The sequence below is a fragment of the Deinococcus aquatilis DSM 23025 genome, assembly GCF_000378445.1.
GTDB lineage: Bacteria > Deinococcota > Deinococci > Deinococcales > Deinococcaceae > Deinococcus > Deinococcus aquatilis.
This window is the reverse complement of record NZ_KB899700.1, coordinates 33,478-57,771: the sequence shown is the minus strand read 5'-3', so window position 1 is coordinate 57,771 and position 24,294 is coordinate 33,478. Positions and strand designations below refer to the sequence as shown.

Below are 24,294 nucleotides of genomic sequence, written 5' to 3'. Positions count from 1 at the left end.
CCCCAACTCCCGCACCTATTGCCACTACTCCTTCAAATCCCACTACACCAGGACTGAAGCCCAGTGTTGTTCAAGGCGCCTACTACCTGACTCCTGACGGAGTGCGGGTTACCATCACACCAGACATGCTGCAGAATGCCGGCACCCGCTTTGTCTTCTACGCATGGCTGGAAGATGAGCAGGGTGGCATCAATACCGCTAATGTCGGTGGTACCAGCTTCGCTGATCCTGGCCTTCCCACAGCGAGTGAGCGTACCGAAGTGGCACCTATCCAGAACCAAAATCTCTTGGCTGGATACGTCGGCTATAAGGCTGACAACGGACAAGTCTATCCTGTCATCGGTGCAGGCGTGCGTTGGGATATTCAAGACCGTGGACCTACGACCATCCAGTTTTCGGCGGCCGATGATGGTGGCGGTCCCGGTGGTGATGGACTTGGGCCGCAATACATCAACGACCGTGCCAAGAGCGCATGGACCTATACGAACAGCTCAACCGGCAGCAATGCTCGTTTTCCAAGCCAGCCCACCAAGCCGTTCTACAACCTGACAGGCATCGGAACTCCCGATACCAACGGCTTTACGTGGTCTGCCTTGTGGAGTCCTGACGAAGTTTCGACCAATGCGCAAGTTGTGGCAATTGCATACATCAACGGCACAGAAGTCGACAAGTTTGTGCTCAACAAGACCTTTGCTCCCAGTGCTGCGCTCAACATCACGAAAACGATTGACAATGCCAATGCAGGTCTCAATGAATCGCGCAACTTTACGATCACTGTCACCAACACTGGCTTGGCCGCTGCGACCAACATTCAGCTCAATGATGTGCTCCGTTCTGGCAATGCAGATACGTACTCGTCGACTGCTCCTGCAGGCACCACCGCCAACGCGACGGATGGCTTTACGGCTGCATTTGACCTGCAACCGGGCGAGAGCCGCAGCTTTGTCTTGCCTGCCCAGGCCAGTGCTACCGGCGTCTACTGCGACGTCGCAAGCATCACGAACTTCGTCAACGGCGACTTCGGTCTCGTGAACCCTACGGCTGGTAGCCTCCAAGCGGAAGCTTGCTTGACGGTAACTGCTCCTCAGTTGAACATCATCAAAACCTTGGTGGACGCCGCTGGCAACCCCATCGCCAACAACCAAACGGTTGGAGCAAATACTCCTGTGTTTGCCCGCATCACAGTGACCAACGGCGGAAACGCTGTAGCCAACAATGTGGTGTTGCGCGACGCCTTGAACACGCCGAACGGCAGCACGTATAGCATTGTCAGTGCACCTGTGGCTTCACCTGCTGGAGTGGCCATCACTCAAGATGCACCGACACGCGGCTTTAGCAGCGCTCCATTTACGCTGGCTCCTGGAGCTGCACAGAGCTTCACTTTCTCGGCAGCGGGCAGTGCCCCGGGCACCTACTGTGACATTGCTGATTTCACGAGCAGCAACGGTAACCCCAACACCAATGTCTCTGAAAACGTCTGCTTTACCGTGGTAACACCACAGCTGACGATTGACAAGTTCAACACTCCTGTCGCAGGTGGGCGTGCCACCAACACGCTGTTGCCTGGGGACAGCTTTAACAGCACCATCACGATTGCGAACAGCGGAACCGGTCCAGCCACCCAAGTGGTTGCCCGTGACTTGCTCTCCCGGATGGCTGGCGGTACTACATCTGGTGTGAACTTTGGTAGTGGCACTTACACTCTTCGGACCGGTGGGGTCGTCAACCAGACCGGAATGTTGACCAGTGATGGAAACTTTGCAACTGCGCCGAGCCTCACGATTGCTTCTGGCCAAACCCTCACTCTGAACTTGGTGAGCAGCGTACCTGCTGGCGCGCGTGCCGGCGAGTACTGCGACACCGGTAGTTTCACCAGCAGCAACGCTGGCACGGGTCAGGACATCGACTGCGTCAATGTGGTTAACTTCGTTTCCGAGCAAACTCAACTTACCGATCAGATTGATCCCATCCGTCAGGGTGACACTACCGGCACCGTACTCTCCAGCGCCCTGATTGTAGAGCTGTCTTCCAATGAGGGAGCGCGCAACAACGCAATTACGTACAATTTCGGTACCACTGACCCCTTCAATCAGGTCACGCCTGGTGTCTTTGGCTTTGACAGCACTGCTCTCTACTACGATCCGACCCCGACTCGTGATCCCCAAACCGGTGCAGTCACAAGCGATTTCCAGAGCCCGACCGCCAGTCTGCTTGTTAATGGAACGGACTTCACGTTGAGTGCCGCCGCTGGCGTCGGCCGTCAATCGGTTGACTTTAGGGATGATTTCGTCATCCAGCCTGGTGGAGTTGTCTACGTGAGGACCCACGTATTTGCACCCGCAGGAACGGTAGCGCGTCAATATCAGCAGACGCTGTACTGGACCAACAACGCTCAGTTCACGGGTGTGGCTCTGCAAAACTTCAAAGCTGAATCTACGACTGTTATTCCTTAAACCTTTTCAACCTGTATCACATCTATAGAGGAGCTCCCGATCAGGGGAGCTCCTCTTTATGGTGTATGGCGACACATCAGCTGTGGGGTAGCTCACTTCTTTGACGATATGAGTCTGCTCAGTCTCAGCCGTGAGCACAGTGTCACGGCGTTCGCGCGTCCTGGTGGACCTTTCTTACCAGGGGAAGTTTTCACGCGTTGTGACATTCAACACGCGGCACCAAGGCGTCCATTTGGAACTCCTCTGGGGGCACTTGGATGAAACGGAAGCGCATCAACTTTCCTTCGCAAAAAAGGCCCCAGCTCTCCTCAGGACATACCGTTCCTGACGGGCAATATCTAATGTGCGTTGGAGCTGTTTAATCTCCACTTGCTCTGGGGTTTGCCCCGCTTTCCCATGACCAGGAAAGACTACTGCCATCTGGCTTGCGAGCGCAATGACGCCTCAGTACCCGACACTTTCTGAATTGAGCGTCTGGCTGGATTTCAGAAGCCCAATGAGTTGAAGTGCTTCCGCCTCCCCACGCTCGTGGATGCGGGCGAATGTCCGCACGAGGGTTCGGAGGCCCAGCGTCACCACGCTCCAGGCTCGCCGACCATGTACTTTCACGGTGCACGTTTGGAGAAGACCCACCAGCACGCACCAGACGTACGCCAGGGTCAGCAGACAGAGCAGGCGCTCCACGATCACGTGGAGCGTCATGTGGGTGCTTTCCAGCTTGAATCCCTTGCTTTTCAAAGCCCGAAACAGACACTCAATGCGGAACCTCTGGCGATACCCGGACAGGATGCGGCTGGCAGAACCGGAGGTGCTGGCAATGACCAGCACCTCCCCATCTCGGGTGTAGGTGAGGACGACATTCATCGGTTGACCGTAAACCTCAGCCTGATCCACGAGGATACCTTTCATCCCTGGCTGCAGAGACTGCAGCCAGTCTCGTGCAGGAGAGCCGTCAATGAACGTGTCTTGTCGGAGGCGGACATAGAGGGGAATCCCCGTACGAGACAGCTCACTGATCCAGTCTTGGCCAATGAATTCCCGGTCGGCATAGAGCACCGCAATCTCTTGGCAGGACAGGAGGCAAAGCACGTCGTTCATCAGGGTCAGCCGGATTTCGGTGCTGCTGCTGCCCCCGTGAGGCAGCAGCTCGAAGAGCAGTGGAATGGCGACACCACGCCACAAGACGGCCAGCATCAGCGCGTTCACGTCTGACTGTCCCAGCTTCCAGTGGGTACGGTCAAGGATGAATTCTCGCTTCCAGGCCTCCGGAAGCAGCTTCAGCACAACCACTGCGACATCAGCCGGGCACAGGGGATGATGGTTGAAGAACCGCTCAGCCAGCTCCGCATGCCGGACGTCCTTGGCCTGAAGCAGCGCCAAGACAACGAGAGAAAGCAGTTCCTCTTGGTTCTTGCGGTACTCCGGAAAGTGGGCACAAAAGCAGTGAGACAGTTGGGTCAGCGTGGCAGGAGACGCGCTTTGTTCTGACGGATCAGACGAGAGATTTCAACCCCTCAGAAAATGTCTGTATGTCAACAATAAGGTGAGGAGAGAGCGTCGCCCTCAAAATGTCTGCGCTTGTCGCCTGTACCCGAATTGCGCGTTCTCTGTCTCAACGGCACCACACCGCTGCTCTTCGCTTGAGACCAGGCTGCCTCCGGGCCCGATCCAGAACAGACCTGCGCGGGTGGGGGTGAAACGCCGAACATCTTCTGGAGGACGCCATGATCATTCTTGGACTTGATCCCCACCCCACGACCCATACCGCCGTTGCTCTCGATTCGCGTGGAGTGGTACTGGACAGCCTCAGCGTCAAGAACGACGCCGACGGCCTGAATCAGTTGTGGGCTTGGTCTGCTCGTTTTGAAGAGCACTGCTGGGCCATTGAAGGTGCAGGCAACCGGTATGTGGCTCTCCTGCTGGCCCTGCTCTTTGCCAATGATCAGTCGGTGTATCACATCCACCCCAGCCTGACCAGTCAGTACCGTGCACGGCGGGGCAAGAAAAAGAACGACCTGGTCGATGCCGAGAACGTCGCCCGGGTGCTGTGCTGGCCAACCCGCAACTCCCGCCCGACCAGCTCAGCGAGCAGCGTACCCGTTTGCAGGAATTGTCCCGCACGCGGGACAAGCTGGCTCAGCAGCGCAAAGCGAACCAGATGATGCTCGAAGTACTTCCAGAGACCACGGCTGTCTCGCTGAGCACCGTCCTGCAGGCGGTGTTGACTTCTCTCGAAGCAGCATTGAAAGAGCTGGAACACGCCATGGCGACCCTGGTCGCTCAGGTGGCTCCCACCCTGTTGACGTTGCAGGGGATTGGCGTCCTGCTGGCCGGCACGGTGCTCGCCGAAGTCGGTGACATCAAGCGGTTTGAGACTGTCAATCATTTCGCCAGTGATTGCGGCGCTGCCCCAGTTGAACGGGGGAGTGGGAAGAACACGCGTTGGTGCGTGAGTGTCGGTGGCCACCGACAGCTCAATCGGGTGCTCCATCTGATGGCCTTGACGCGCCTGCGCTGTGATGAACGTGAACGCACCAAAACATTCGTGACCAAGAAAGAACAGGAGGGAAAAACGAAACGAGCGGCACTTCGAGCACTCAAGACCTACCTGGCCCGCGAGCTGTACCGAACCTCGCAGGCCCGTCACCTGGGCGGCCCCATCCCCGCCCCTTCATAGGATCTTTTTGGGTCTTTTCTCTGCCGACTTGACATACCAGGTTCGGGTACTGAGCAATGACGCAGTGCTGAGGTCCTGCCCCTCAAGTTCTTGGTCACCTACACACAGGTCAGATCAGGCTCATTCACGAGCCGGACGGCTTCAAATTCTTCGGTGTACTGCTTGCGTTCGAACATGCCTCACCTTGGGTCAATTCTCAAGGCGTTTCTTTAGGTCCGCCAAAGCCAGGTATCCTCACTCTGACCAATCTTTCTAGAAAAATTACAGGCCTCGATTTTGAAGGAAGAAAAGCAGAAGGGGTAGTCGAAGGTTTCATAGAAGAAATGTCCTGAAATGCAGGCAGGGCAGAGGGTGAACTGTCGTTTATCTACACAATGGGCAGCGGGCAAACTCAGTAGGTGACAACTTCACTTCCAGCAGCTTCCTAGGGTGGTTGTCAGCGCCTGACTTGGCTGGCACACAAGATATCTGGTAGCGAAACACGACAGTCAGGACGACGAAGTTCAAATAACATTGGATGCTTCAAAACTCACGCCATTGAAGCTCAGCTCCAGTAGAGGAACAGAAAGTTCTTCCGCAAGACTGATTCGCCCGGTATCTGCCTCAATAATGATTTGCACCTGTGAGAGGCCTTCAACGGTGCGCGCTTGGACAGTGAATGTGTCGGTTACGGACGGCCTGAATCCCACGGGGAGGACACCTAAGGTTGCGTCCTTTTGGGTAGTACCGCCATTGAGACTGCCACTGAGGGTCACTGTACCGTGCAGACCGTTCGGTTTTTTTATAAAACGAACGGGGGGTCTCCCAGCCGTAACTTGTCTTGAGGGCTCCAAGTATAGGGTCTTGTATATCCCCATGGTTCCCATGCCTTGGTCATCTACTTCAAACCCTGGCGTAGTTTCCCAGATATTGGGTCCTATTATAGTATTTTTGGCATTTCCATCGATACGAAGCCCTGGGGTTTTGTATGGAGCGCTGATTGTATTGTTATATATTTGTGTACCATTAGTAGCTCCGAGCCGGAGAGCACTTATGCTCGGAGTTATGGGTGCTAAGTAGTTTCCAGCAACGGTGGCTCCCTCTATTTCCTCGCCAGTTTCTCCTCCTTGCAAGTAAACAAGAGCATTCCCGACTCCCTGTCCTTTAGACCCAAGTTCCATGTTGTTGTTGACAATTCGAACCCGTGTGCCAGTCATGATGTAGAGGCCACCTGCATTAGTAAAGTTGCAACCAGAGATTAGCAACTGACTGGCATCAGCTCCGCTCCTTTCTATTGTGTTCAGTTGAAAGACAATTCTCCCCTTTCCAGTAAAAGTAATGTCTTCAAATGTTATGGAATCTCCACCGCCAAACACCTCGACTCCACCGTCTATGGTGCTATTTGTAAATACACTTGTGAAAAATGCATCTCGCTCATCTAACTCATTAGTTATTTTTAAAGCCGCCGCAGATGAACTGCGTAAGAGTACTCTGGTCATCTCAAAGCGGCTCATGCGCCGCCCCTCACCAGTGAGGTTTAAATGCAGCGCATGTCGTCCACCATTTGCAACGAGCACTAGATTAGAAACTTGAGTCATTTCTCTTACATTTCCATCGTCTGGAGGAGAAATGGTCAATAAATCTGTGCTCGGTAGAACATCAGGCAGAAAAGTCACTGGAGCATAAATTCCTCGACCAATTAAATTTGCTTGTCCATCAGTGGTGAGCCCGGGAGTCATGCCGCCAAGAGCTAGATTGGCCTGGGTGCCGTCAAGTGTGCTCTCAAGTGCGGACTCCATTGATGCCGGTGATGACTGAACATTCCGAAAATTGGATGACTTTGACTCATCTGCAGCATGTTCTGTCTCTCGAGGCATAGAGCGGGGAAAAACAATAATTAAAGCAATGGAGAGTGGTAAAATCATCCATTTTGCTTGGGTCGACTTCCGAAAAGCCATAGTCTCACCTTACGGGCACTACATGAGCAACCACTCCACTCAGGTTTGGAAAATAGATGTTCCACAGCCGGGGAGCTTCCTGACTTCTCTTGAAACTGTTGGGAGCCGGGCAGAATACCTAGATTGAGAAGAATGGACATCGTATTCCGGCAGGATCGCTTCGACGAAGCGTGAAGTCAGACCACACCAAACTCGACTTCCTCCAACATGTATCCCCACGTGCTGACGTCCTCCTCTAGGTTGACGTGCCAAGGGCCAACGGATCAATCGTGTTTAGACGTGCCCGCAATCGGTTGGCGTGCCCGGCAGGTCGTCATCATCCGTCTTCAGCACTCAGCGGAAACGGCACGAATCTCCTGTGGTACATCACCATGCACCACAACAATGCCTCAAGAGAGGTGATCACGATGATGATGCCTGTGGCGTCCCCCGCCAGGGCATGACAGGTGCGCGAATCAATTCACACAGTCGCACCAACATCAGTTTTGCCGACGCATAGCCCTCGGATGTCTCCGACCTGTATGAATCGGAACTCCTTGGCCATATAGAAACGGAGGACGAGGTTGTTACCATCGGTAGCGTGATTGGGTAGCCCCACCTGCGTCAGAAAGACCGTGGTCCTTCGTGAGTGGCCATGTAGTCAGGGCAGCGGGTGAAGGGTTCCGCATCGCTGCACCCAGTATTGGTTCATGCGCCAGCAAGTTCAAATCATCGGGAACTTTGCCTCTCAGGCTACCACTGTACATATCCACCTCAAAGAGGTATAATTCTCAAAGAGTTTTCCTCAGTACGCAGTGAACAAGGGGCGCTCCAGGTAATCTACCTGACGCCTTTTCGTATTTTGGGATTCGAGGAGTAGAACATGGCCGTAGGTAAAGTGAAATGGTTTAACGCAGAGAAAGGCTTTGGCTTCATCGAAACACCCGGCAGCCCCGACGTGTTCGCGCACTTCAGCGCCATCCAGAGCAGCGGCTTCAAGAAGCTGAACGAAGGCGATGAAGTGGAATTTGAAGTGGAAGAAGGCCAGCGCGGCAAAGGCCCCCAGGCCAAGAACATCGTTGTCACGAAGGCTGCTCCTGCACCTGCGTTCAGCGACCGCCCTCGCCGCGACGACCGCTGGTAATCCAACCCAATCTTCAATCTAGAGAAGGGAGCCTTTGCGGGTTCCCTTCTTTTTGGTCTGCTTCCCGACTCTGCTCCTATCGCAGCAGCTTGAGCAGGGCTCCATAGAGAGCGAAGAACTGCCCCTCATTCAGGGCGCGGACATCGTTCCAGGTGGCGCTAATACACAGAACACGGCCCATTTTGGTCGTCACCTGTGTGGTCAGATTCAGCACGCCAACTTCGCTGCCGCCCTTGTAGCTCACGCGTTCAAAGTCGCTGGGTGCGGCCAGACCTAGATTCAGTTGTGTCTCGGGCAAGGGGGCAACGTCAGCCATCAAGTCACACAGGCGCTCGGTGCTGGCGAACCATTCCACATCCTGTGCCACTGGGCCGCCTGCGAACACGCTGACACTCGGAAGCGGCGCGGTGGCGGCCTGGGCCAAGACGGAGCGCCGCTCTGCCCGGTTCAGGCCCGCTGAGCGGTAAGCCCGTAGCAACTCCAGATTGGCTGGATTTTTCAGGGCGAACAGTTCGCGGGTGTTGGGGATGGCAGTCTGCCCCAGCCGCGCCTCGACTCCTGCGCGGCCCACCGTCCGCAACAGCAGGTCGGTCGCGGTGTTGTCGCTCACGCTGATCATGCGGGCGGCCAGATCGCGCAGGGTATAGCGGTTGCCTGCTGGCTCATTCTGAAGTGTGCCGCTGGGCAGGCTTTTGTCGGTTTCCTCCAGCGTCACCTCGTCTGTCCAGGCCCGCTGTCCTGCATTGATCTGGGCCTGCAACTCGCCTAGAATCGCCAGCTTGAAGGTGGAACCCACCGCCAGCAGACGGCCTGGATTCAGGGCGGCGAGCGGCTGACTGCTACCCACCTCCCGCACCAGCAGGTTGACCCGGCCCGGCAACCCGGCAAAGGCCGCCTGAGCCTCGGTCAACGATCCGAACGAGACTTCGGGCGTGACTGGGGCGATGACCAGGCCTGAAATCTTTCCCTGATTGTTGAGCGTAAAGGTCGTGACATTGATTGCGCCGCGTTCAAAAATGACCTGTGGGACAGGCTTGGAGACATCCACCCGGACGTAGGCTCCCAGCTGGGCACGCACACTGTCCACTGTTTCTTGCAAGGTCGCGGCAGGCACCGCAGCCAGAAAGTCTGGAGCGAACAGGGCGGCATCTACCTGATCCGGTTTAAAGATATGGGTGAGGAGGGAACTGGCCTGAGAGGGGGCAGTTGGCTGGGCGGCGGCTGAAGCTGGGCCGGGCACCGCGCCGAAACTGGTCAGGCGGCCCTGCGCATCTACAGGCGCGGTGGTAACCAGGAGTGTGCCCCGCTCGAACACGGTCAACGGTTGCCCCTGAGTGGTGTCCAGCCGTACAAACGCGCCGTACGCCTTCCGAATCCCGGCCAGTTGTGCGGCAATGGTTTCAAAAGGCACCTGCGCCAGAAATTCGGGGGCGAACCAGTCGGCCTGTGGCTGCTCGGCCTGCAGTAGACGGGTCAGCGCCTGATCTGAGGGACTCAGGGGACTCTCCTGGGCGGCGGCAAAGGTGGCAGCAGTCAGAGCAATCAGCAGAGAAGGGCGCATGTCTGACCGTACCAGAAGAGAAAAGTTTTGTGCTGAACTCTGCCCAGAAGTCGGCAGTGCCGCATGCTACTGGCAGCTTTTGTGCTGCGCTACAGCCACCGCATCGTGAACGCTTTTGCCAGAAGGGGTTGTGCGCCTGACCTCAGCAGTGTGCCCACCAGTCGCTCCCGGCGCTGCTGCGCGGCTCCCCGTGCAGGGCGTCCGAAAAACATATTGGCCTCAGCCTGCCGGGTGGCAATCAGGGCCGACCGCCGCCGCCTGCGTCCGAAGTCAGCCAGCGCCGATTGCCCCGCTCCACCACCCAACAGGTCTGCCAGTGCCGCTGCGTCCAGCCAGCCCAGATTCATGCCCTGCCCCCCAATCGGGCTGACCTCGTGGGCCGCGTCTCCGATCAGGATCAGGCGGCCCCTCACCATCTGGGCGGTGAGGTGGTGGCGCACCTCGAAGGCGCTGAGCATCGAGCATTCGCGGTGGGGAAGGTAGTACCCCCCGCGGCTGTGCACGAGGGCGGTCAGGTCGGCGGCCACTGCATCGGTCAGGAGCGAGTCTGTGCGGGCCACCCAGCGCCGAAGGCCCCCCGGCAACGGAAAGGATTCCAGCACCCCGCCTGCGTGCAGTCCGATGACTGCCGCCTGCCCGAACACGGTGGTATCGGGGAAATCGCCCATCAGGTACTTGTCGGCGTAGGTGGCCCCCGGATAGGGAATCCCGGCCAACTGACGCGTGAGGCTGCGGCACCCGTCAGCGCCCACGACGTAGCGGGCCTGTGCTGTATGCGGCTGCCCGTGCTGCTCATACCTGACCGTGACGTGTGAACCCTCCTCCTGCACGGTCTTCACCTCTGCCTGTCGCCGCAGGGTGCCGGGGGCCAACCGCTCCAGCTCTGCTTCCAGAATCTGTTCGGTGCGCTGCTGGGGAAGCGACAGGATAAACGGAAAGCGGGCCGATACTGAGCTGAAATCCAGTTCGCCCAGCACGGCTCCGCGCTCGCCACGCACGAGGCCGGAGGTGATCGGCACGCCCGCCGCCAGCAGGGGAGAGGCGATGCCCAGCACCTCAAACGCCTCCAGCGCGGGGGGGTGGATGCCGATGGCCCGCGAGTGTGCCCCGGCCTCGGCGCGGCGTTCCAGAATCTGGACACTCAGGCCACGCGCAGACAGCAGGCAGCCCAGAAACAATCCGACCGGGCCGCCGCCCACGATCAGCACGTCAAGCATGGTCGGCCCGGTAGGTCAGCAGCGTGCGGTAGGGCCACTGCCGCTGCACCTGCCACCCTCGCGGCGCGGTCCTCGCCAGTTCCGGGGCAGTAAAGCTGCGGCGAATAGACAGCAGTCCGTCTTCGCGGATAAACGACCCCCGGAACCAGGGCCCGATGCCCACAGCAAAAGCGGCGTAGGCAAGGGCGCTGCGCTCCAGATCGCTGTGAATCACGGCCACGCGGCACAGTTTCTGGCTGTCGTCCAGCAGGGCCGCCAGTTCGGGGGCCGTCAGGTGATGCAGCAAGTGGTTGGAGGTAATGAAGTCGAAGCTCTGGCCTTCCTGCACGAGGTCGCCGCTGAACGCCTGCCGGAACCTCAGGCCCTGCTGAGGCGGCAGGCTGGAGGCATAGGCCACTGCCCGGGCATCGGCATCTATGGCCGTGATCTGCAACCGGAAACCGTCGCGGGCGGCCCAGTGCGCCAGTTTGCGCGGCACGTCGCCGCCGCCCGACCCAATATCCAGCAGAGAGGCGGGCTGCACCGAGGTGGCCTGCTGCCGCGCCAGATGGGGCCGCAGGTGCCGCAGATACACCTGCCGCCAGCCCGACACCAGTGCATTCACGGTGGAAAATTGGGCATAGGTGCGGTGCAGCGTAGCGAGGTCGCAGTCCGGCTCATCCATTCGTTCCCGCAGTTCAGTGGCGCGGCGGCCAAAATTCAGAGGAGTCAGCGCCAGCGTCATTCAGTCCAGCCCCGAGAGTTTGGTGAGCAGGCCCGATTCGACGGTCAGGCCCGGCCCAAAGGCCATCGCGCACACCCGCTCCTCGTCGTGGGCGCTATGCAGCAGGCTCCGCAGAATGAACAGCACAGTGGCGCTGCTCATGTTGCCGTATTCCCGCAACACTTCCCGCGAGGGCTGCAGTTGCTCGGCACTGAGGTTCAGGGCGCCCTGCACCTTGTCCAGAATGCTGCGTCCCCCAGGATGAATGGCCCAGTGTTCGATCTGGCTGTGAACGGCCTCAGCCAGCGCAGGATCACGCGCCAGCAGCGGCACCAGGGCACCCGAAATATGCGTCTCAATGATGGACGGCACGTAGGTACTCAGCACCATGTCGTAACCCTGATCCCCGATCGTCCACGCCATATCCGCCTCACCCACGCCCGCCGGTGTGAGGGTAGTTTCAAAGTGATCCATCCTGAGCACGGGCGTGCCGGGACTGGGCCGCCGGGCACTGACCAGCGCGGCGGCGGCGCCATCGGCAAACACGGAACTGGCGATCAGGGTATCGGGGTCGTTGGAGGCGTGCATGTGTAGGGTACACAGTTCGGCGCTGACCACCAGCACCACCGCCGTAGGGTCAGCCTCGCAAAACGCCTTGGCCATCTTGAGGGCCGGAAACGCCGCGTAGCAGCCCATGAAGCCCACATGAAAGCGCTGCACGTCGGGCCGCAGACCGAGTGCCCGCACCACGGCATAATCGGGACCGGGGGCAAAAAAGCCGGTGCAGGACACCGTGACCACATGCGTGATGTCACCCGGCTGAAGGCTGGGGCTGGCGGCCATGACCTGCCGGGCGGCCTGCACGAACAGTCGGCTGGCTTCGACGATATAGAACTCGTTGCGTGCGCCGGTGGTGGGCTTGAGCATCTGGCGCGTGGCGGGGTCGTAGAAGAGGCCCGCCGCTTCGTCGGGGCCGCGTTTGAACTCTCCGATGGCGCTGTGGCGCTGATCGATGCCCGAGGCATTGAAAATGGTGCCGACAATGCGCTGCCCGAGGCGGTCAAGTTCCGGCTGGGCTTTCATCACCTCCCGGATCACCGACTGCGGGTAGACATGCGGCGGCACCGCAGTTTCGATGGCATGCAGAAAGACAGACATGGTGCAGGCTAGAGTGGCAAGCTGACTGGCTCTGTCTTCTTTCTTGAGGTTGTATTGGTATTTACGGCAAAAATCATCAGAAAGCTGAACCGTTAAGTTTCAATCAAGGAAGGGATGAATCCCGATCTGTCGGTTCAGTAAGCAATTACGCCGATACTTCCGGCCTGTCCGACCTCTCTTAACCTCTTTCGCTGCATTCCTGCGCGGGTGTAAAGGAACGGATCTCGTATTCCAGGTGAACAGGTAGCTCAGGCTCGGCCTGTCGGCGGCGAAGGTGCTCGGCCTGCGCCAACACGTGCACGGCCTGGGTCACCTTGCCGATCCACAGTGGGCCTTCATAGACCACGGTCGACCGCTCGCCATCTGCCCAGCGCAGCGCGACCAGCCATTTTTTGGCCTGTAGGACGGACACCCGTCATGATGGCCTGAGTTCTCCGATGACTTTGTTACGTGTGACACAGTATTCAGCCATTCGTGCTGTCAGTTGAGATGAACGGGGCTTTCACGCCTCCTCTTCTTCCAATGATCTAAGCTGGTCCTGAATGCACCGCCTTCTTCGCTCTGCAAGTCGCCGCCTCTGTTGCCTGACGGTGGCCACCATGCTGGGCAGTGCGGGCGCACACGGCGAGGCCGATTCCGACCTGCGCGGCGTGACGCTGTGCCTAGACCCAGCGGCGGTACAGGTGACCTTTGAGGCCGTGCCGCCTGAGCGTGTGGCACAGGCCCGGCCCCAACTGGAAGCGGCCCTGACCCAACGCCTGACCACTGCCCTCGAACAGGACGGGGTGCGCTCCGAGCGGCGGCCCTCCTGTACCGGGCAGGTCGGCCAGACGAGGATGCAGATCAGCGTGCGTTACCTTGATCCGCGCAGTTATATCGGCTACGGCCAGAACACCTACAGCTACACGGTGTCGCTGAAGGTCAACGGGGCAGGGGCGGCAGCCACCCGTCAGAAGCGCGGTTTCAGCGCCGGATGGTCCGAACTGTACTCGGAGACAGGCACGCGGCGACCCTTTGAGGCCATCATCACCGAATGGGGCGAGGAACTGGCCCGCGACCTGACCGCTGTGTGGCGGCGCGACAATCCCAGCCTTCCCGAGCGCCTGATCCGGCCAGGGCCGCTGCGGTCCACGCTTCTGGCGGCAATGGTTGTCATCATGCTGATTTCATCAGTTGTGCTGGTCCGTTTGTTGAGAAGGGGTCAATCCCGTTCGACAGGATAGGAGACCATTATTTCTTGCAGCACAGTCATTAAAACTGGTCTGCCAACGTTAAGAAAACCTGTGAAGTGTAGTCAGCGCGGCGTCATGCTGAGGCGGTAGACCGGGGAGAACCTTCCGGTAGGAGGGAGTCTCTCACCGTGTGGAAGTCCCGGAAGTCCGGCTTTCCGCGTCCCGCCTCACAAGGAGTGCTATGTCTAACGCTTTTTCTGCCCGCCGTACCCACCTGATCCGTCCAGCATTGGCCCTTCTGACCCTGGGCAGCCTCGCGCCTCTGGCCGCCGCCCAGAACCGGGTCCAGGCCCAGTCCATCGTCGTCAATCCGACCGTCGTGAGCCTCACGCTGATCAATGCCGACACCGAACGCCCTGTGCCCGGCTACGATCCGATCGCGCCGAATGCCACGCTCGACCTGTCCAAGTTGCCGCCGCGCCTGAATGTGCGGGCCAACACTGCGGGCAAGGTGGGCAGCGTGCGTTTCGGGCTGGACAATCAGGGCAATTTCCGCACCGAGAGCAGCGGTCCTTACGCCCTGTGCAGTGACAGCGGCGGCAATTATGCGGCCTGTGCCCCCAACGTGTTTGCACCCGGCAATCACCAGATCAGCGCCACCAGTTACGCGTCCGGCAACGGCAGCGGCGCGGCTGGCCCCTCGGTGCGCGTGAACCTGACCATCGTCAGGAGCGCGGCTCCGGCGCTGGCCGTGACCAGCCTGACCCTCATCAACGCCGATACCGACCGCCCGGTGCCGGGGTATGACCCCATTCCTGCTGGAGCGCGGCTGAAGCTCTCCGCCCTGCCCCGCCACCTGAACGTGCGGGCCAACGTATCGGCGGGCGTGGGCAGCGTTCGCTTTACGGGCACCGGCAAGACCGTGCTGGAAAACGAGGCGCCTTTCGCCCTGTGCGTCGATGGCCGCGACAACTCCGGCAAGAAGGGCAACTACTACGCCTGTGACGCCAGCGTGTTTTCGCCCGGCGACCACCGGATCGTGGCGACTCCATTTTCCAAGATGTTTGCGGGCGGCACGGCTGGCGCGGCTGTGACCTGGAGCTTTACAGTCGATAGGTAAGCGCGGCAGGCTTGCCTTGGAGGCGTCAGGGTGGGGCAGATGGGGAAAACCTGTCTGCCCCACCCACTGCGTTATGAGGCAGGCCAGCAAAATGGCTGGGCCGTGTTACAACAGGGCCGTGTTACCACCTGAATTCGCGGCACAGCCAGCACAGGGAGGCGTCTGCTGAAGATTTTGATTGCTTCACAACCTATTGCGGGCCACCTTCAACCTCTTCTGCCTATCGCGCAGGAACTGGTGCGGCGGGGTCACGAGCTGCGCTGGTACACGGGCCGCAAGTATGCGGCGGCGGTGGAGCGCACCGGGGCCGTATGGGAGCCGTTCATTCATGCCCGCGACTTTGACGATGCTCACTTTGAGACGGCGTTTCCGGGCCGGGACGCCCTGACGGGGTTACGTCAGATCAAGTTCGATATTCAGCACGTTTTCGTGGGGCAGATTGAGGCGCAGTTCCGGGACATCCAGATTCTTCAGCGCTTCTGGCGGCCCGACGCGGTGCTGGCCGAACAGACCCTGATCGCGCCGCTGCTGCTGGCCGAAGTGGGTGGCCCACCCTGCGCTCTGCTGGGCGTGTTGCCGCTGGGCATCGTCAGCACCGACACTGCGCCATTTGGACTGGGCGTGCTGCCGAACGCCTCGGGCTGGGGCCGCCTGAGGAACCGGGCGCTGCACTGGGCGGCACCACACCTGATTTTCGGGGCCGCCTCGCGCCAGTTGGCAGGCCAGTGCAGGCGGATGGGGGTCCGGCCCCGCCCATTTGTGCCGCCCACCGCCCCGCACCTGATGTTGCAGGCCAGCGTGCCGTCCTTCGAGTACCCAGCCCACGATCAGCCGCCGCAACTGCATTTCATCGGCCCGATGACCCCCCCCTTGCCTGCCCGGTGGAGCCTGCCGGAGTGGTGGCCAGAGCTGACCGAGCACCCCAAAACCCGCCCGGTGGTACTGGTGACGCAGGGCACGCTGGCCACCGATCCCCGCGCCCTGATCTGGCCGACCTTACAGGCGCTGGGCACCGAAGACATGCTGGTGATCGCCGCGGGCGTGCAGGACACGGCGCTTCCCGGCCCACTGCCTGCCAATGCCCGCACGACGGCTTTTGTTCCATTTTCTCTGCTTCTGCCCTATGTGGATGTGTATGTCACCAATGGCGGCTACGGCGGCGTTCAGCAGGCACTGGCACACGGCATTCCCATTGTGGCGGCAGGCACCAGCGAGGACAAGGCGGAAGTTGCCAACCGGGTGCAGGTGGCGGGCGTGGGCCTGAATCTCCGAACCCACGCGCCCACGTCCGCCAGGTTGCTTGAAGCGGTGCGAACCCTGCTGCCCGTGCAAAATCCAATGCGTGCCCGTGCCCGCGCCCTGGCTGCCGAGATGGGCCGCCACGACGCCCCCAACGAGGCTGCGAGTCTGGTCGAGCAGTTGGCGAGAACGGGCCAGCCGGTGTATGCGGGAGGGACGCAATGAGTGGGACGTTGCCCCAAAATCTTCTTGTCACGGGCGGATGTGGTTTTATCGGCAGCAACTTTGTGCGTTTCTGGCTCTCGCGCCATCCACAGTGCCGGATCGTGGTCTATGACCTGCTCACCTATGCGGGCCGCCAGGAAAATTTGGCCGACTGCTGGGCGCACCCGAATCTACAGCTGGTGATAGGCGATATTTCCAACCAGGAGCAGGTTCTTCAGGTCTGTCAGGATCACGCCATTGATCTGATCATCAATTTTGCGGCTGAAACGCACGTCGATCAGTCGATTGTGCGTCCCCTCGTTTTTACCGAAACCAATGTGCGCGGTACTCACGTCCTGCTGGAAGTTGCCCGTGAACTTGAAATCCGGTTTCATCAGGTGTCTACCGATGAGGTGTACGGACATGTGCCCGAGCCGCAGCAGCGTCTAGAGCAAGACGCTCTGTCGCCCCGAAGTCCTTACGCCGCCAGCAAAGCCGCAGCAGACCAACTGGTTCAGGCCTATTTCATCACCTACGGGCTGAGGGTGACGACGACCCGTGGAAGCAATACAGTCGGTCCCTATCAGCATCCTGAAAAAGCAGTGCCCCTTTTTTCTACCAACGCCCTCCTGGACAGAGAGCTGCCCGTTTATGGCGACGGCCTTCAGCAGCGCGACTACACCCATGTGCATGATCACTGCACAGGCATCGAAGCGGTTTTGTTGCATGGGCAACCAGGAGAAATTTACAACGTAGGTACTGGAGCAGAAATCGCCAATCTGGAGATGGTGGCCGTGATTCTGGACACTCTCGGTAAAGACCACCGCCTGGTCAAGCATGTCAAAGACCGTCCCGGTCATGATCGGCGGTACTCGGTCAATGTGACCAAGTTGCGTGCCCTCGGGTGGGTACCCCAGTACACCTGTCAGCAGGCGATTGCCGAAACCGCCCAGTGGTATGCCGGACATGCCGACTGGTGGCAACCGATTCGCGAGGGATCTTTTCGTCAGTATTACCAGGAGCAGTACTCCGCCCGCCTGCCGGATACCGGGGCATGACCGCCCCCCCTGTCCGCCGGGGAATCATCCTGGCCGGAGGCGCGGGTACCCGGCTCTATCCGGCGACGCAGGCGGTGTCCAAGCAGCTTCTGCCGCTGTACGACAAGCCGATGATCTACTATCCGCTGACCACGCTGATGCTTGGTGGCCTGCGCGAAGTGCTGATTATTTCTACACCCCGCGACACCCCGCTTTTTCAGCACCTTCTGGGAGACGGCTCTCAGTGGGGTATTTCGCTGAGCTACGCGGTGCAGGATCAACCTCAGGGAATCGCTCAGGCGCTCCTGATCGGAGCAGATTTTTTGCGCGGTCAGGCGTGCGCCCTGATTCTGGGTGACAATGTCTTTTACGGCAACGATCTGGCGCAGTATTTGCGTGCTGCTCACCAGCAGGTCTCTGGGGCAACGATCTTCGGCTATCAGGTGCGCGACCCACACCGGTACGGGGTCATCGGCTTCGATGCTGAAGGCCAGGTGAACTCCTTGCAGGAGAAACCGGCGCATCCCCAGTCTGATTTCGTTGTCACCGGGCTGTACTACTACGATGAACAGGCCACCCGGATGGCGGGCCAGCTTGAGCCTTCGGCCCGTGGAGAACTCGAAATTACGGAGATCAACCGTGCCTACCTGGAGCAGGGACAGCTCAAGGTGCAGATGCTGGGGCGAGGATTCGCCTGGCTGGATGCAGGCACCCATGACAGCATGCTGGAGGCCGGAACCTTCATTCAAACCATCGAGCGCCGTCAAGGGCTGAAGATTGCCTCGCCGGAAGAAATTGCCTGGCGGCAGGAGTGGATCACCACGGCGCAACTGCTTGAGCAGGCCCAGCAGTACGGCAACAGTCCGTATGGACAGTACCTTCTCAAAGTGGGCCGGGAAGGCCGGGCGTCCCCCTGAAACCGCCGGGACGAGGATAAAAGGATGAAAATTTTGTTGCCTCCATCGATCCAAGATGCACTGACTTTCGAGACCTACCCGCCCCCGCCCTCCATTACGGGAGTCCGGATACAGCCGCTACGAAAGATACGGAGTTCAAACGGCGCTTTTATGGAGTACCTCCGCCTGAACGAAACGGGTGTAGAGGGGCTACCGGACCCGTTGACTCCACGCCAGATCAGTGTGGCCTGGGCAGCGCCGGGGCGGGTCAACGCCTTTCATATCCACGTCAAGACAGAGCAAAACGAGCTGTGGTGTGTCCTGACGGGTCAGCTGCTGGTCTGGTTGGTTGATGTCCGCGCCGACAGCGCCACACTGGGCGTCAAGCGCAGACTGATTCTCACCGGAGAAGAACCTGCGTTGCTGTCGATTCCCAGTGGAGTGGCTCACGGTTATCAGGCAGGGGATGCGGGCGCGACTCTTCTGTATACGGCAGACGCTCAGTTCGACCTTCAAGACCCCAACGAGGGCCGCATCCCCTGGGATCATTTCGGGCCTGAGCTGTGGGATGAGGACCGGGGGTGAAGATCTTGCTGACGGGTGGCAGCGGCAGACTGGGAACAGAACTGCGTGCACTGCTTCCGAACGTTGTTGCACCCACGCACGCTGAGCTGGACATCACGGACGCTGCGCAGGTGGACAGGGTGGTTGCTCAGGAGCGTCCAGAGCTGATCATTCACGCCGCTGCCTATACCGATGTGGCCGGGGCAGAGCGTCAGCGGGAAGCCTGCTGGAAGGTCAATGTGGAAGGCACCCGCCATGTGGTTCATGCGGCCAATGCGCTGGGCAGTCGGCTGGTCTATATCAGCACCGATTATGTTTTTGATGGCATTCAGGGCGATTACCGGGAAGAAGATTCACCCGGCTTGCCAGTCAATTATTACGGCCTTACCAAACTGGTCGCGGAGGAAGCGGCGCGTGCGGCGAGGCGTCATCTGATCATTCGCACCAGTTTTCGCCCCCGGATGTTCCCCTACGCTGTGGCCTACAGTGACGCCTACACCAGTCAGGATTATGTGGATTTGATCGCTCCTGAGATTGCGCTGGCCGTATTACATGTGGCGGAGTTGGAAGTGGAAACCCTGCATATTGCCACCGAGCGTAAAAGTGTGTTTGAGCTTGCCCGCCGCCGCAGCCCGGAGGTTCAGGAGGGAAGCCGCACCACGGCGGGCACACCGCTTCCCCGCGACGTGAGCCTCAACGTGCAGCGTTGGCAGAGGTTGAAACGCCGAATTCAGCCCACCCCCAACCTCTGAAGCCGTGACCGCATGGTGCGCTGGAGCAGCACCGGATAGACCTGGAAAAACAGGTTGGCCCCCAGCAGCCACGCCGCCGTGTTCCAGCTCCCGAGCGCGGCGGCGGCCACCACCAGCCCGAAACCGATGGCCCCCAGCAGTACATGACTGAACTCAGCCTCCCGCGTCGCCCGCTCGTAGGTGACCAGCGATGCCCGCCTGCCGCTGAAGCCCTGTGCTGTGCGGCGAAACTGCTCCCATCCGACCCAGCGCAGGAGTTGCATGTAGCGCATCACGCCCAGCGCCCGGTAGGTGCCTGCCTCCCAGCCGCGTACCCGGAACCAGCGGCCCCGCAACTCTGGCTGCACAGCCCTCAAGACGAACAGCGCCCAACGCATCAGGGCGATATGGACGGTCACGGCAAACAGCGGCCCATGGATGCCGAAGATCCGCGCTGCCAGCCAGCCCACGGCCGCCACCCCCACCAGTCCCGGCACAGTGCCCAGCCAGGCCAGATGAGACGAAGGTTGAGGCATGGGCCGAGCATAGCGGTGATAAATGGAGAAATGCGACCAGACCGCCGGGGCACTGCCGGGATAGGTTGGCAGATGTGATCCTGCCTCCGGCTCTCTCCTCCCACACGCGCAACAGCGCTGGACATGCGTCTGTACTGCATGGCCTGTCAGTTTGCTTCCTCTGGGCTGCAATTCAGGCAGGTCCAGCAAGAAATCCGGTCGCCCGGTTGGACGCCCGCCCGAGAAGCTTTCAGGTGCAAGCCGTATGAAGAGCAGAGACCTGTGGATCTTGGCGTGGCGCGGCCTGATTCGCCGTCCTGTTCGGGCGGCCCTGACCACAGCGGGGCTGGCGGTGGCCGTGGCGAGCATGGTGCTGTTCCTGTCGCTGGGAGAGGGCGTACGGCGGGTGTTTACTCAGGAGGTGGGCAGCATCGGCCCCGACTTGCAGGTGTCGCTGAACGGCTTTGCTCAGGGGCTGCTGCCTGCGCCCAATCTGGAGGCCAGCACCGCCGACGATCTGCGGGCCCTGACAGAAGAACTGGGGTTTGCCCAGATCACGCCTGTCGTGACCAACCTGCGTCAGGCCCTTGACCCCAAGCAGAGCGCCGTGTTTTACGGTCTGCCTGCCGAAAGCGGGATTCAGGCGCTGTTTTCTGGGGTGCAGGCGGCGCAGGGTCGGCTGCTGCGGCCCGCCGACGAAGGACAGCCTGTGGCGGTGCTGGGAGCCAGAATTGCCCAGAATCTGGGTCTGAAACTGGGCAGTTCGCTGCGGCTGAACCGGCAGGCCAGCGTGCGTGTGATCGGCATCATTCGCCCCGAAAACAGCCTGACCGATACGTTCATCTTCCTGCCCATCGGCACCCTGCAAGCCGCGCTGGGAGCGCAGGGCAAGGTGTCGCTGGTGGCGATCAAACTGCTGCGGCGGGCCTCGGCAGGCCGCACCGCCGACATCCTCTCGGGGCGGCTCAAGCTGGAAGTCCAGACCCAATCGGACTTCGTGGGCTTTGTCGACCGCGCCCTGAAGATCAGTGACGCCGCCCGCCTGGGGATCTCGTTGATTGCCGTGCTGGTAGGCGGTCTGGCCGTTGCCAACACCGTCATGATGGGCGTGTTCGAGCGAATGCGCGAGTTTGCCACCCTGCGGGCTGTGGGGGCGCGGCCTGCGTTCGTGCGGGCCCTGGTCCTGGCTGAAAGTGTGCTGCTGGCGCTGGTCGGGGGCGCAGTAGGAGTCCTGCTGGGCTGGGCGGGAACCGGGGGCGTCAACCTGTACACCCAGAATCTGGCGGGCATAGACGCGGCGGCCCTCACGCCCCGGCTGCTGGGGCTGGCGTTCGGAATCTCGTTGGTGTTGGGGCTGGCAGCGGGCCTGCTCCCTGCGCGTGCAGCGGGAAAAGTCCAGATCGTATCGGCTCTGGGCCGGGCCTGAGTCTGCCCAGGTCAACCCGGCAGAGCGAGTCTTGAGCCTCAGCTTTCTTCTCTCCCGCGTACTCCCAGGGTCTGTGCCACATCCAGCGCCAATTTGTAGGCCTGAGGATCGCTGAATCCAGCTTGCTGAGCAGTCAGGTCGTGGTCGCGGAGGCCGCAGCGCCTCAGCACGGCTGGACTGACAAACTCCACATTGGCAGCGCGGCAGAGTTTGAGTGTCTGTAGCCTCAGGGCGTCGAGGCTGTCATAGGGAAAAATTTGCAGCTCTTCGGAAGCGTGGAGCGGGCCGCCTGCACGGGTCAAAAGTGGCTGAAGGGCGGCCTGTGCCGAAGCGCTGAGTACGCTCAATGTGCGGCGGCGCAGCAGGGTTCCCCGCGCCGAATCGAGCGCCCCCCAGCGCAGCGCGATCAGTTCGCGGGCCTGCATCGCGTGTTCATAGGTCAGGGTCAACGCGGCGCAGAGCGTGTCGTCCAGGGCGGCGGCGTGCAGGAGCAACTGCCGGATTTCGGCGGCAGAGGGCAGCGGATCGGTGGAGCGTACCGGCGGCGGCGAGGGAAAGTCACGCAGGGGGTCACGCCCGATCAGTTCTTCCCGCAGCAGCGCCTGGTACACGCCCCGCAGGGTGCTCAGGCGGGCAATGACCGTGTTGGGGCTAACGGTTTTGCCGTGTTGATGGTGGTGGAGCGGCCCATACAACCACGTCTGAAAATCGGCGGGAGGATGCAGCAGATTCACATGATCGGCCTGCGCCTGAGCAAAAATCGCCTTTAGATTGGCCCGCACCTGTGGCAAGGGGCGGCTCAGAAGTCCAGCCGTATGCAGCGTGGCAGTCAGCTGCTCCAGATCGGCGTCGCGAAGTGCCTGAATAAGCACCAGAGCGCGTTCTTCCTGTGGATTCATGGTGATAGGAGTGTAGATCCGGGAGAATTGTTGTGTATTTATTTGTATACACGATCTTTCTGATTATCCCGCCTTCAGATTCTCGGTCTGTACAGCACCCACATCAAAGGCGGACGCCTTCGCAGACGCCCGCCTGATCAACCTCAATATCCTTCCGGATTTCCACGTCGGTCAAGCTCAGCTCAGAGATTCGCCTCTGCTTTTATCGACGCCGAATTCTGTTTCTCCTGACGGGTGGCCATCAGTAACCAGACTGCGCCCAACACCGCCGCAATCACCGAGGCGATCAATACACCCAGTTTGGCCTGGGTCAGCAGCGCCGCATCGTCAAACGCGAGGTTGGACACGAACAGGCTCATGGTAAAGCCGATGCCTGCCAGCAGCCCTGCGCCGACCATCTGCGGCCAGGTAACTCGCCGGGGGAGGGCCGCCACACCCATCCGTACCGCCAGCCATGCACCCCCCACCACGCCCAGCGGTTTGCCCAGCAGCAGGCCCAGCGTGACCCCCAACGACACGGTACCGAGGCCGCCCGACGACACGGCGACGCCCGCGTTCATCAGCGCGAAGACGGGCAACACGGCAAAGGTGACGACCGGGTGCAGGGCGTGTTCCAGGCGGTGCAGCGGACTCTGAGAGCGCTCCAGCTGGTCTTCGAGATCGCGCAGGCGTGCCCCGACCTGCTCGCCGCGTCCGGGTTTGGCCGCGTTGGTCAGGGAGGCCAGGTATCCGGCAGGGTCAGGCTTGCGAATCGGCACGGCGAAGGCCAGCAGGACTCCGGCGATGGTGGCGTGTAGCCCCGACTGCAGGACGAAAAACCACAGCAAGATGCCCAGCACGGCATACAGCTTGAGGCTCACCACGCCGCGCCGTCCGCATACCAGGGCCGCGCCCCAGGTCAGGGCGGCCAGTCCCAGGAAGGCGAGCTGCACCCCGGAGGTGTAAAACAGGGCGATGACCAGCACCGCGCCCAGATCATCCACGATGGCGAGGGCGGTCAGGAAGACCTTGAGGCCCACAGGCACGCGTGAACCCAGCAACGCCAGCACGCCCAACGCAAAGGCGATATCGGTCGCCATCGGCACGCCCCAGCCCGAGGTGCCCGGCCCCCCTGCGTTCAGCAGCGCGTAGATCCCCGCTGGAATCAGCATGCCTCCCGCCGCTGCCGCTACAGCCAGGGTGGCCCGCCGCCGGGAGGCCAGTTCACCGATCAGCAGTTCACGCTTGATTTCCAGCCCGACCAGCAGGAAAAACACCGCCATCAGGCCATCGTTGACCCAGTGCTCCAGCGAGAGCCTGAGGGACGACTCACCGAGGTTCAGAGAAAAGTAGGTCTTTTGAAAGGTGGCGTAGCTGTCACGCAGGGGCGAATTGGCCCAGACGAAGGCGATCAGCGCCGTGCAGACCAGCAGCAGGCCTGCAAAAGCTCCATTGTGAACAAACCGGGCAAAGGGAGAAGCAGCAACAGGGGACGGTGACATAAAACCTCCAGAACAGGGACAGCGGATCGAAAAGGGGACAGCAGCAAATGTGCCTGAACCAAACAGATGCACAGAGAAGCGAAAAAAAGACACGACATAAACAAAAGCGGAGGCCGATATGCGGACTCCACCAGGTCAACGTATGGCCGTTGGCACCTGCCGTCAGAACGGCGTTACTGTG

22 protein-coding genes are annotated in these 24,294 nt (G+C 60.3%); 12 read left to right on the top strand and 10 right to left on the bottom strand.

The window, feature by feature from the left end:
• The first annotated feature begins 125 nt into the window (after positions 1 to 125).
• Complete coding sequence (locus tag F561_RS0105025) at positions 126 to 2,453, top strand: DUF11 domain-containing protein (RefSeq protein ID WP_019008859.1); 2,328 nt, start codon at positions 126 to 128, stop codon at positions 2,451 to 2,453.
• Positions 2,454 to 2,897: 444 nt separating this feature from the next.
• On the opposite strand, the gene F561_RS0105020 is transcribed toward F561_RS0105025, so the two are convergent.
• Positions 2,898 to 3,737: a transposase gene (locus F561_RS0105020; RefSeq protein ID WP_245556431.1), complete on the bottom strand. Its 840-nt coding sequence runs from the start codon at positions 3,735 to 3,737 to the stop codon at positions 2,898 to 2,900.
• Between the two features lie 440 nt (positions 3,738 to 4,177).
• On the opposite strand from F561_RS0105020, the gene F561_RS29875 reads away from it, so the two are divergent.
• Positions 4,178 to 4,615 carry an IS110 family transposase gene (locus tag F561_RS29875; protein WP_019008857.1) on the top strand — a complete coding sequence of 146 codons (438 nt, stop codon included), beginning with the start codon at positions 4,178 to 4,180 and terminating at the stop codon, positions 4,613 to 4,615.
• A complete protein-coding gene (locus F561_RS29870) occupies positions 4,555 to 5,130 on the top strand; it encodes a transposase (RefSeq protein WP_245556430.1) in 576 nt (191 codons plus the stop codon). The genes F561_RS29875 and F561_RS29870 overlap by 61 nt, the downstream gene beginning before the upstream one ends.
• Before the next feature lie 503 nt (positions 5,131 to 5,633).
• On the opposite strand, the gene F561_RS28665 is transcribed toward F561_RS29870, so the two are convergent.
• Positions 5,634 to 7,067 (bottom strand): hypothetical protein, encoded by a 1,434-nt coding sequence (locus F561_RS28665; RefSeq protein ID WP_157451578.1) that lies wholly within the window; start codon positions 7,065 to 7,067, stop codon positions 5,634 to 5,636.
• Positions 7,068 to 7,929: 862 nt separating this feature from the next.
• Here F561_RS28665 and F561_RS0105005 point away from each other — a divergent pair.
• Complete coding sequence (locus tag F561_RS0105005; RefSeq protein WP_019008855.1) at positions 7,930 to 8,190, top strand: cold-shock protein; 261 nt, start codon at positions 7,930 to 7,932, stop codon at positions 8,188 to 8,190.
• A 76-nt stretch (positions 8,191 to 8,266) separates the two neighbouring features.
• Here F561_RS0105005 and F561_RS0105000 read toward each other — a convergent pair whose 3' ends face one another.
• From F561_RS0105000 to F561_RS0104980, 5 genes are all read right to left on the bottom strand, one after another.
• Positions 8,267 to 9,751: a serine hydrolase gene (locus tag F561_RS0105000; RefSeq protein ID WP_019008854.1), complete on the bottom strand. Its 1,485-nt coding sequence runs from the start codon at positions 9,749 to 9,751 to the stop codon at positions 8,267 to 8,269.
• Positions 9,752 to 9,840: 89 nt separating this feature from the next.
• A complete protein-coding gene (locus tag F561_RS0104995; protein ID WP_019008853.1) occupies positions 9,841 to 10,968 on the bottom strand; it encodes an FAD-dependent oxidoreductase in 1,128 nt (375 codons plus the stop codon).
• A complete protein-coding gene (locus tag F561_RS0104990; protein WP_019008852.1) occupies positions 10,961 to 11,692 on the bottom strand; it encodes a class I SAM-dependent methyltransferase in 732 nt (243 codons plus the stop codon). Before F561_RS0104990 ends, F561_RS0104995 begins: the two co-directional genes overlap by 8 nt.
• Entirely contained in the window at positions 11,693 to 12,829 is a 1,137-nt protein-coding gene (locus F561_RS0104985) for a type III polyketide synthase (RefSeq protein WP_019008851.1), read from the bottom strand.
• A gap of 178 nt (positions 12,830 to 13,007) precedes the next feature.
• The gene (locus F561_RS0104980) at positions 13,008 to 13,241 is read right to left on the bottom strand and encodes a hypothetical protein (protein ID WP_019008850.1); all 234 of its coding nucleotides are present in this window, start codon (positions 13,239 to 13,241) and stop codon (positions 13,008 to 13,010) included.
• 130 nt (positions 13,242 to 13,371) lie between these two features.
• Between F561_RS0104980 and F561_RS0104975 the strand changes: the two genes are divergently transcribed.
• The 7 genes from F561_RS0104975 to F561_RS0104945 all read left to right on the top strand — a co-directional run bounded on the left by F561_RS0104975 (position 13,372) and on the right by F561_RS0104945 (position 19,813).
• Entirely contained in the window at positions 13,372 to 14,052 is a 681-nt protein-coding gene (locus F561_RS0104975) for a hypothetical protein (RefSeq protein ID WP_157451577.1), read from the top strand.
• A 190-nt stretch (positions 14,053 to 14,242) separates the two neighbouring features.
• Entirely contained in the window at positions 14,243 to 15,121 is an 879-nt protein-coding gene (locus tag F561_RS0104970) for a hypothetical protein (RefSeq protein WP_019008848.1), read from the top strand.
• A 174-nt stretch (positions 15,122 to 15,295) separates the two neighbouring features.
• Positions 15,296 to 16,585 carry a glycosyltransferase gene (locus tag F561_RS0104965; RefSeq protein ID WP_019008847.1) on the top strand — a complete coding sequence of 430 codons (1,290 nt, stop codon included), beginning with the start codon at positions 15,296 to 15,298 and terminating at the stop codon, positions 16,583 to 16,585.
• Positions 16,582 to 17,622 (top strand): dTDP-glucose 4,6-dehydratase, encoded by a 1,041-nt coding sequence (gene rfbB, locus F561_RS0104960; protein ID WP_026298612.1) that lies wholly within the window; start codon positions 16,582 to 16,584, stop codon positions 17,620 to 17,622. Before F561_RS0104965 ends, rfbB begins: the two co-directional genes overlap by 4 nt.
• Complete coding sequence (gene rfbA / locus F561_RS0104955) at positions 17,619 to 18,518, top strand: glucose-1-phosphate thymidylyltransferase RfbA (RefSeq protein ID WP_019008845.1); 900 nt, start codon at positions 17,619 to 17,621, stop codon at positions 18,516 to 18,518. Before rfbB ends, rfbA begins: the two co-directional genes overlap by 4 nt.
• Positions 18,519 to 18,542: 24 nt before the next feature.
• Positions 18,543 to 19,082, top strand: coding sequence for a dTDP-4-dehydrorhamnose 3,5-epimerase family protein (locus tag F561_RS0104950; protein ID WP_040379888.1), 540 nt, complete (start codon positions 18,543 to 18,545; stop codon positions 19,080 to 19,082).
• Complete coding sequence (locus tag F561_RS0104945) at positions 19,079 to 19,813, top strand: SDR family oxidoreductase (RefSeq protein ID WP_019008843.1); 735 nt, start codon at positions 19,079 to 19,081, stop codon at positions 19,811 to 19,813. The genes F561_RS0104950 and F561_RS0104945 overlap by 4 nt, the downstream gene beginning before the upstream one ends.
• Here F561_RS0104945 and F561_RS0104940 read toward each other — a convergent pair.
• Positions 19,792 to 20,328 (bottom strand): glycosyl-4,4'-diaponeurosporenoate acyltransferase CrtO family protein, encoded by a 537-nt coding sequence (locus F561_RS0104940; protein WP_019008842.1) that lies wholly within the window; start codon positions 20,326 to 20,328, stop codon positions 19,792 to 19,794. The two genes, F561_RS0104945 and F561_RS0104940, sit on opposite strands and share 22 nt — an antisense overlap.
• Before the next feature lie 244 nt (positions 20,329 to 20,572).
• Here F561_RS0104940 and F561_RS0104935 point away from each other — a divergent pair, with 244 nt between their 5' ends.
• Positions 20,573 to 21,733: an ABC transporter permease gene (locus F561_RS0104935; protein WP_019008841.1), complete on the top strand. Its 1,161-nt coding sequence runs from the start codon at positions 20,573 to 20,575 to the stop codon at positions 21,731 to 21,733.
• 38 nt (positions 21,734 to 21,771) lie between these two features.
• Here F561_RS0104935 and F561_RS0104930 read toward each other — a convergent pair whose 3' ends face one another.
• Positions 21,772 to 22,632: a site-specific integrase gene (locus F561_RS0104930; protein WP_019008840.1), complete on the bottom strand. Its 861-nt coding sequence runs from the start codon at positions 22,630 to 22,632 to the stop codon at positions 21,772 to 21,774.
• A gap of 182 nt (positions 22,633 to 22,814) precedes the next feature.
• Positions 22,815 to 24,113, bottom strand: coding sequence for a Na+/H+ antiporter NhaA (nhaA, locus tag F561_RS0104925; protein WP_019008839.1), 1,299 nt, complete (start codon positions 24,111 to 24,113; stop codon positions 22,815 to 22,817).
• Positions 24,114 to 24,294 lie beyond the last annotated feature (181 nt).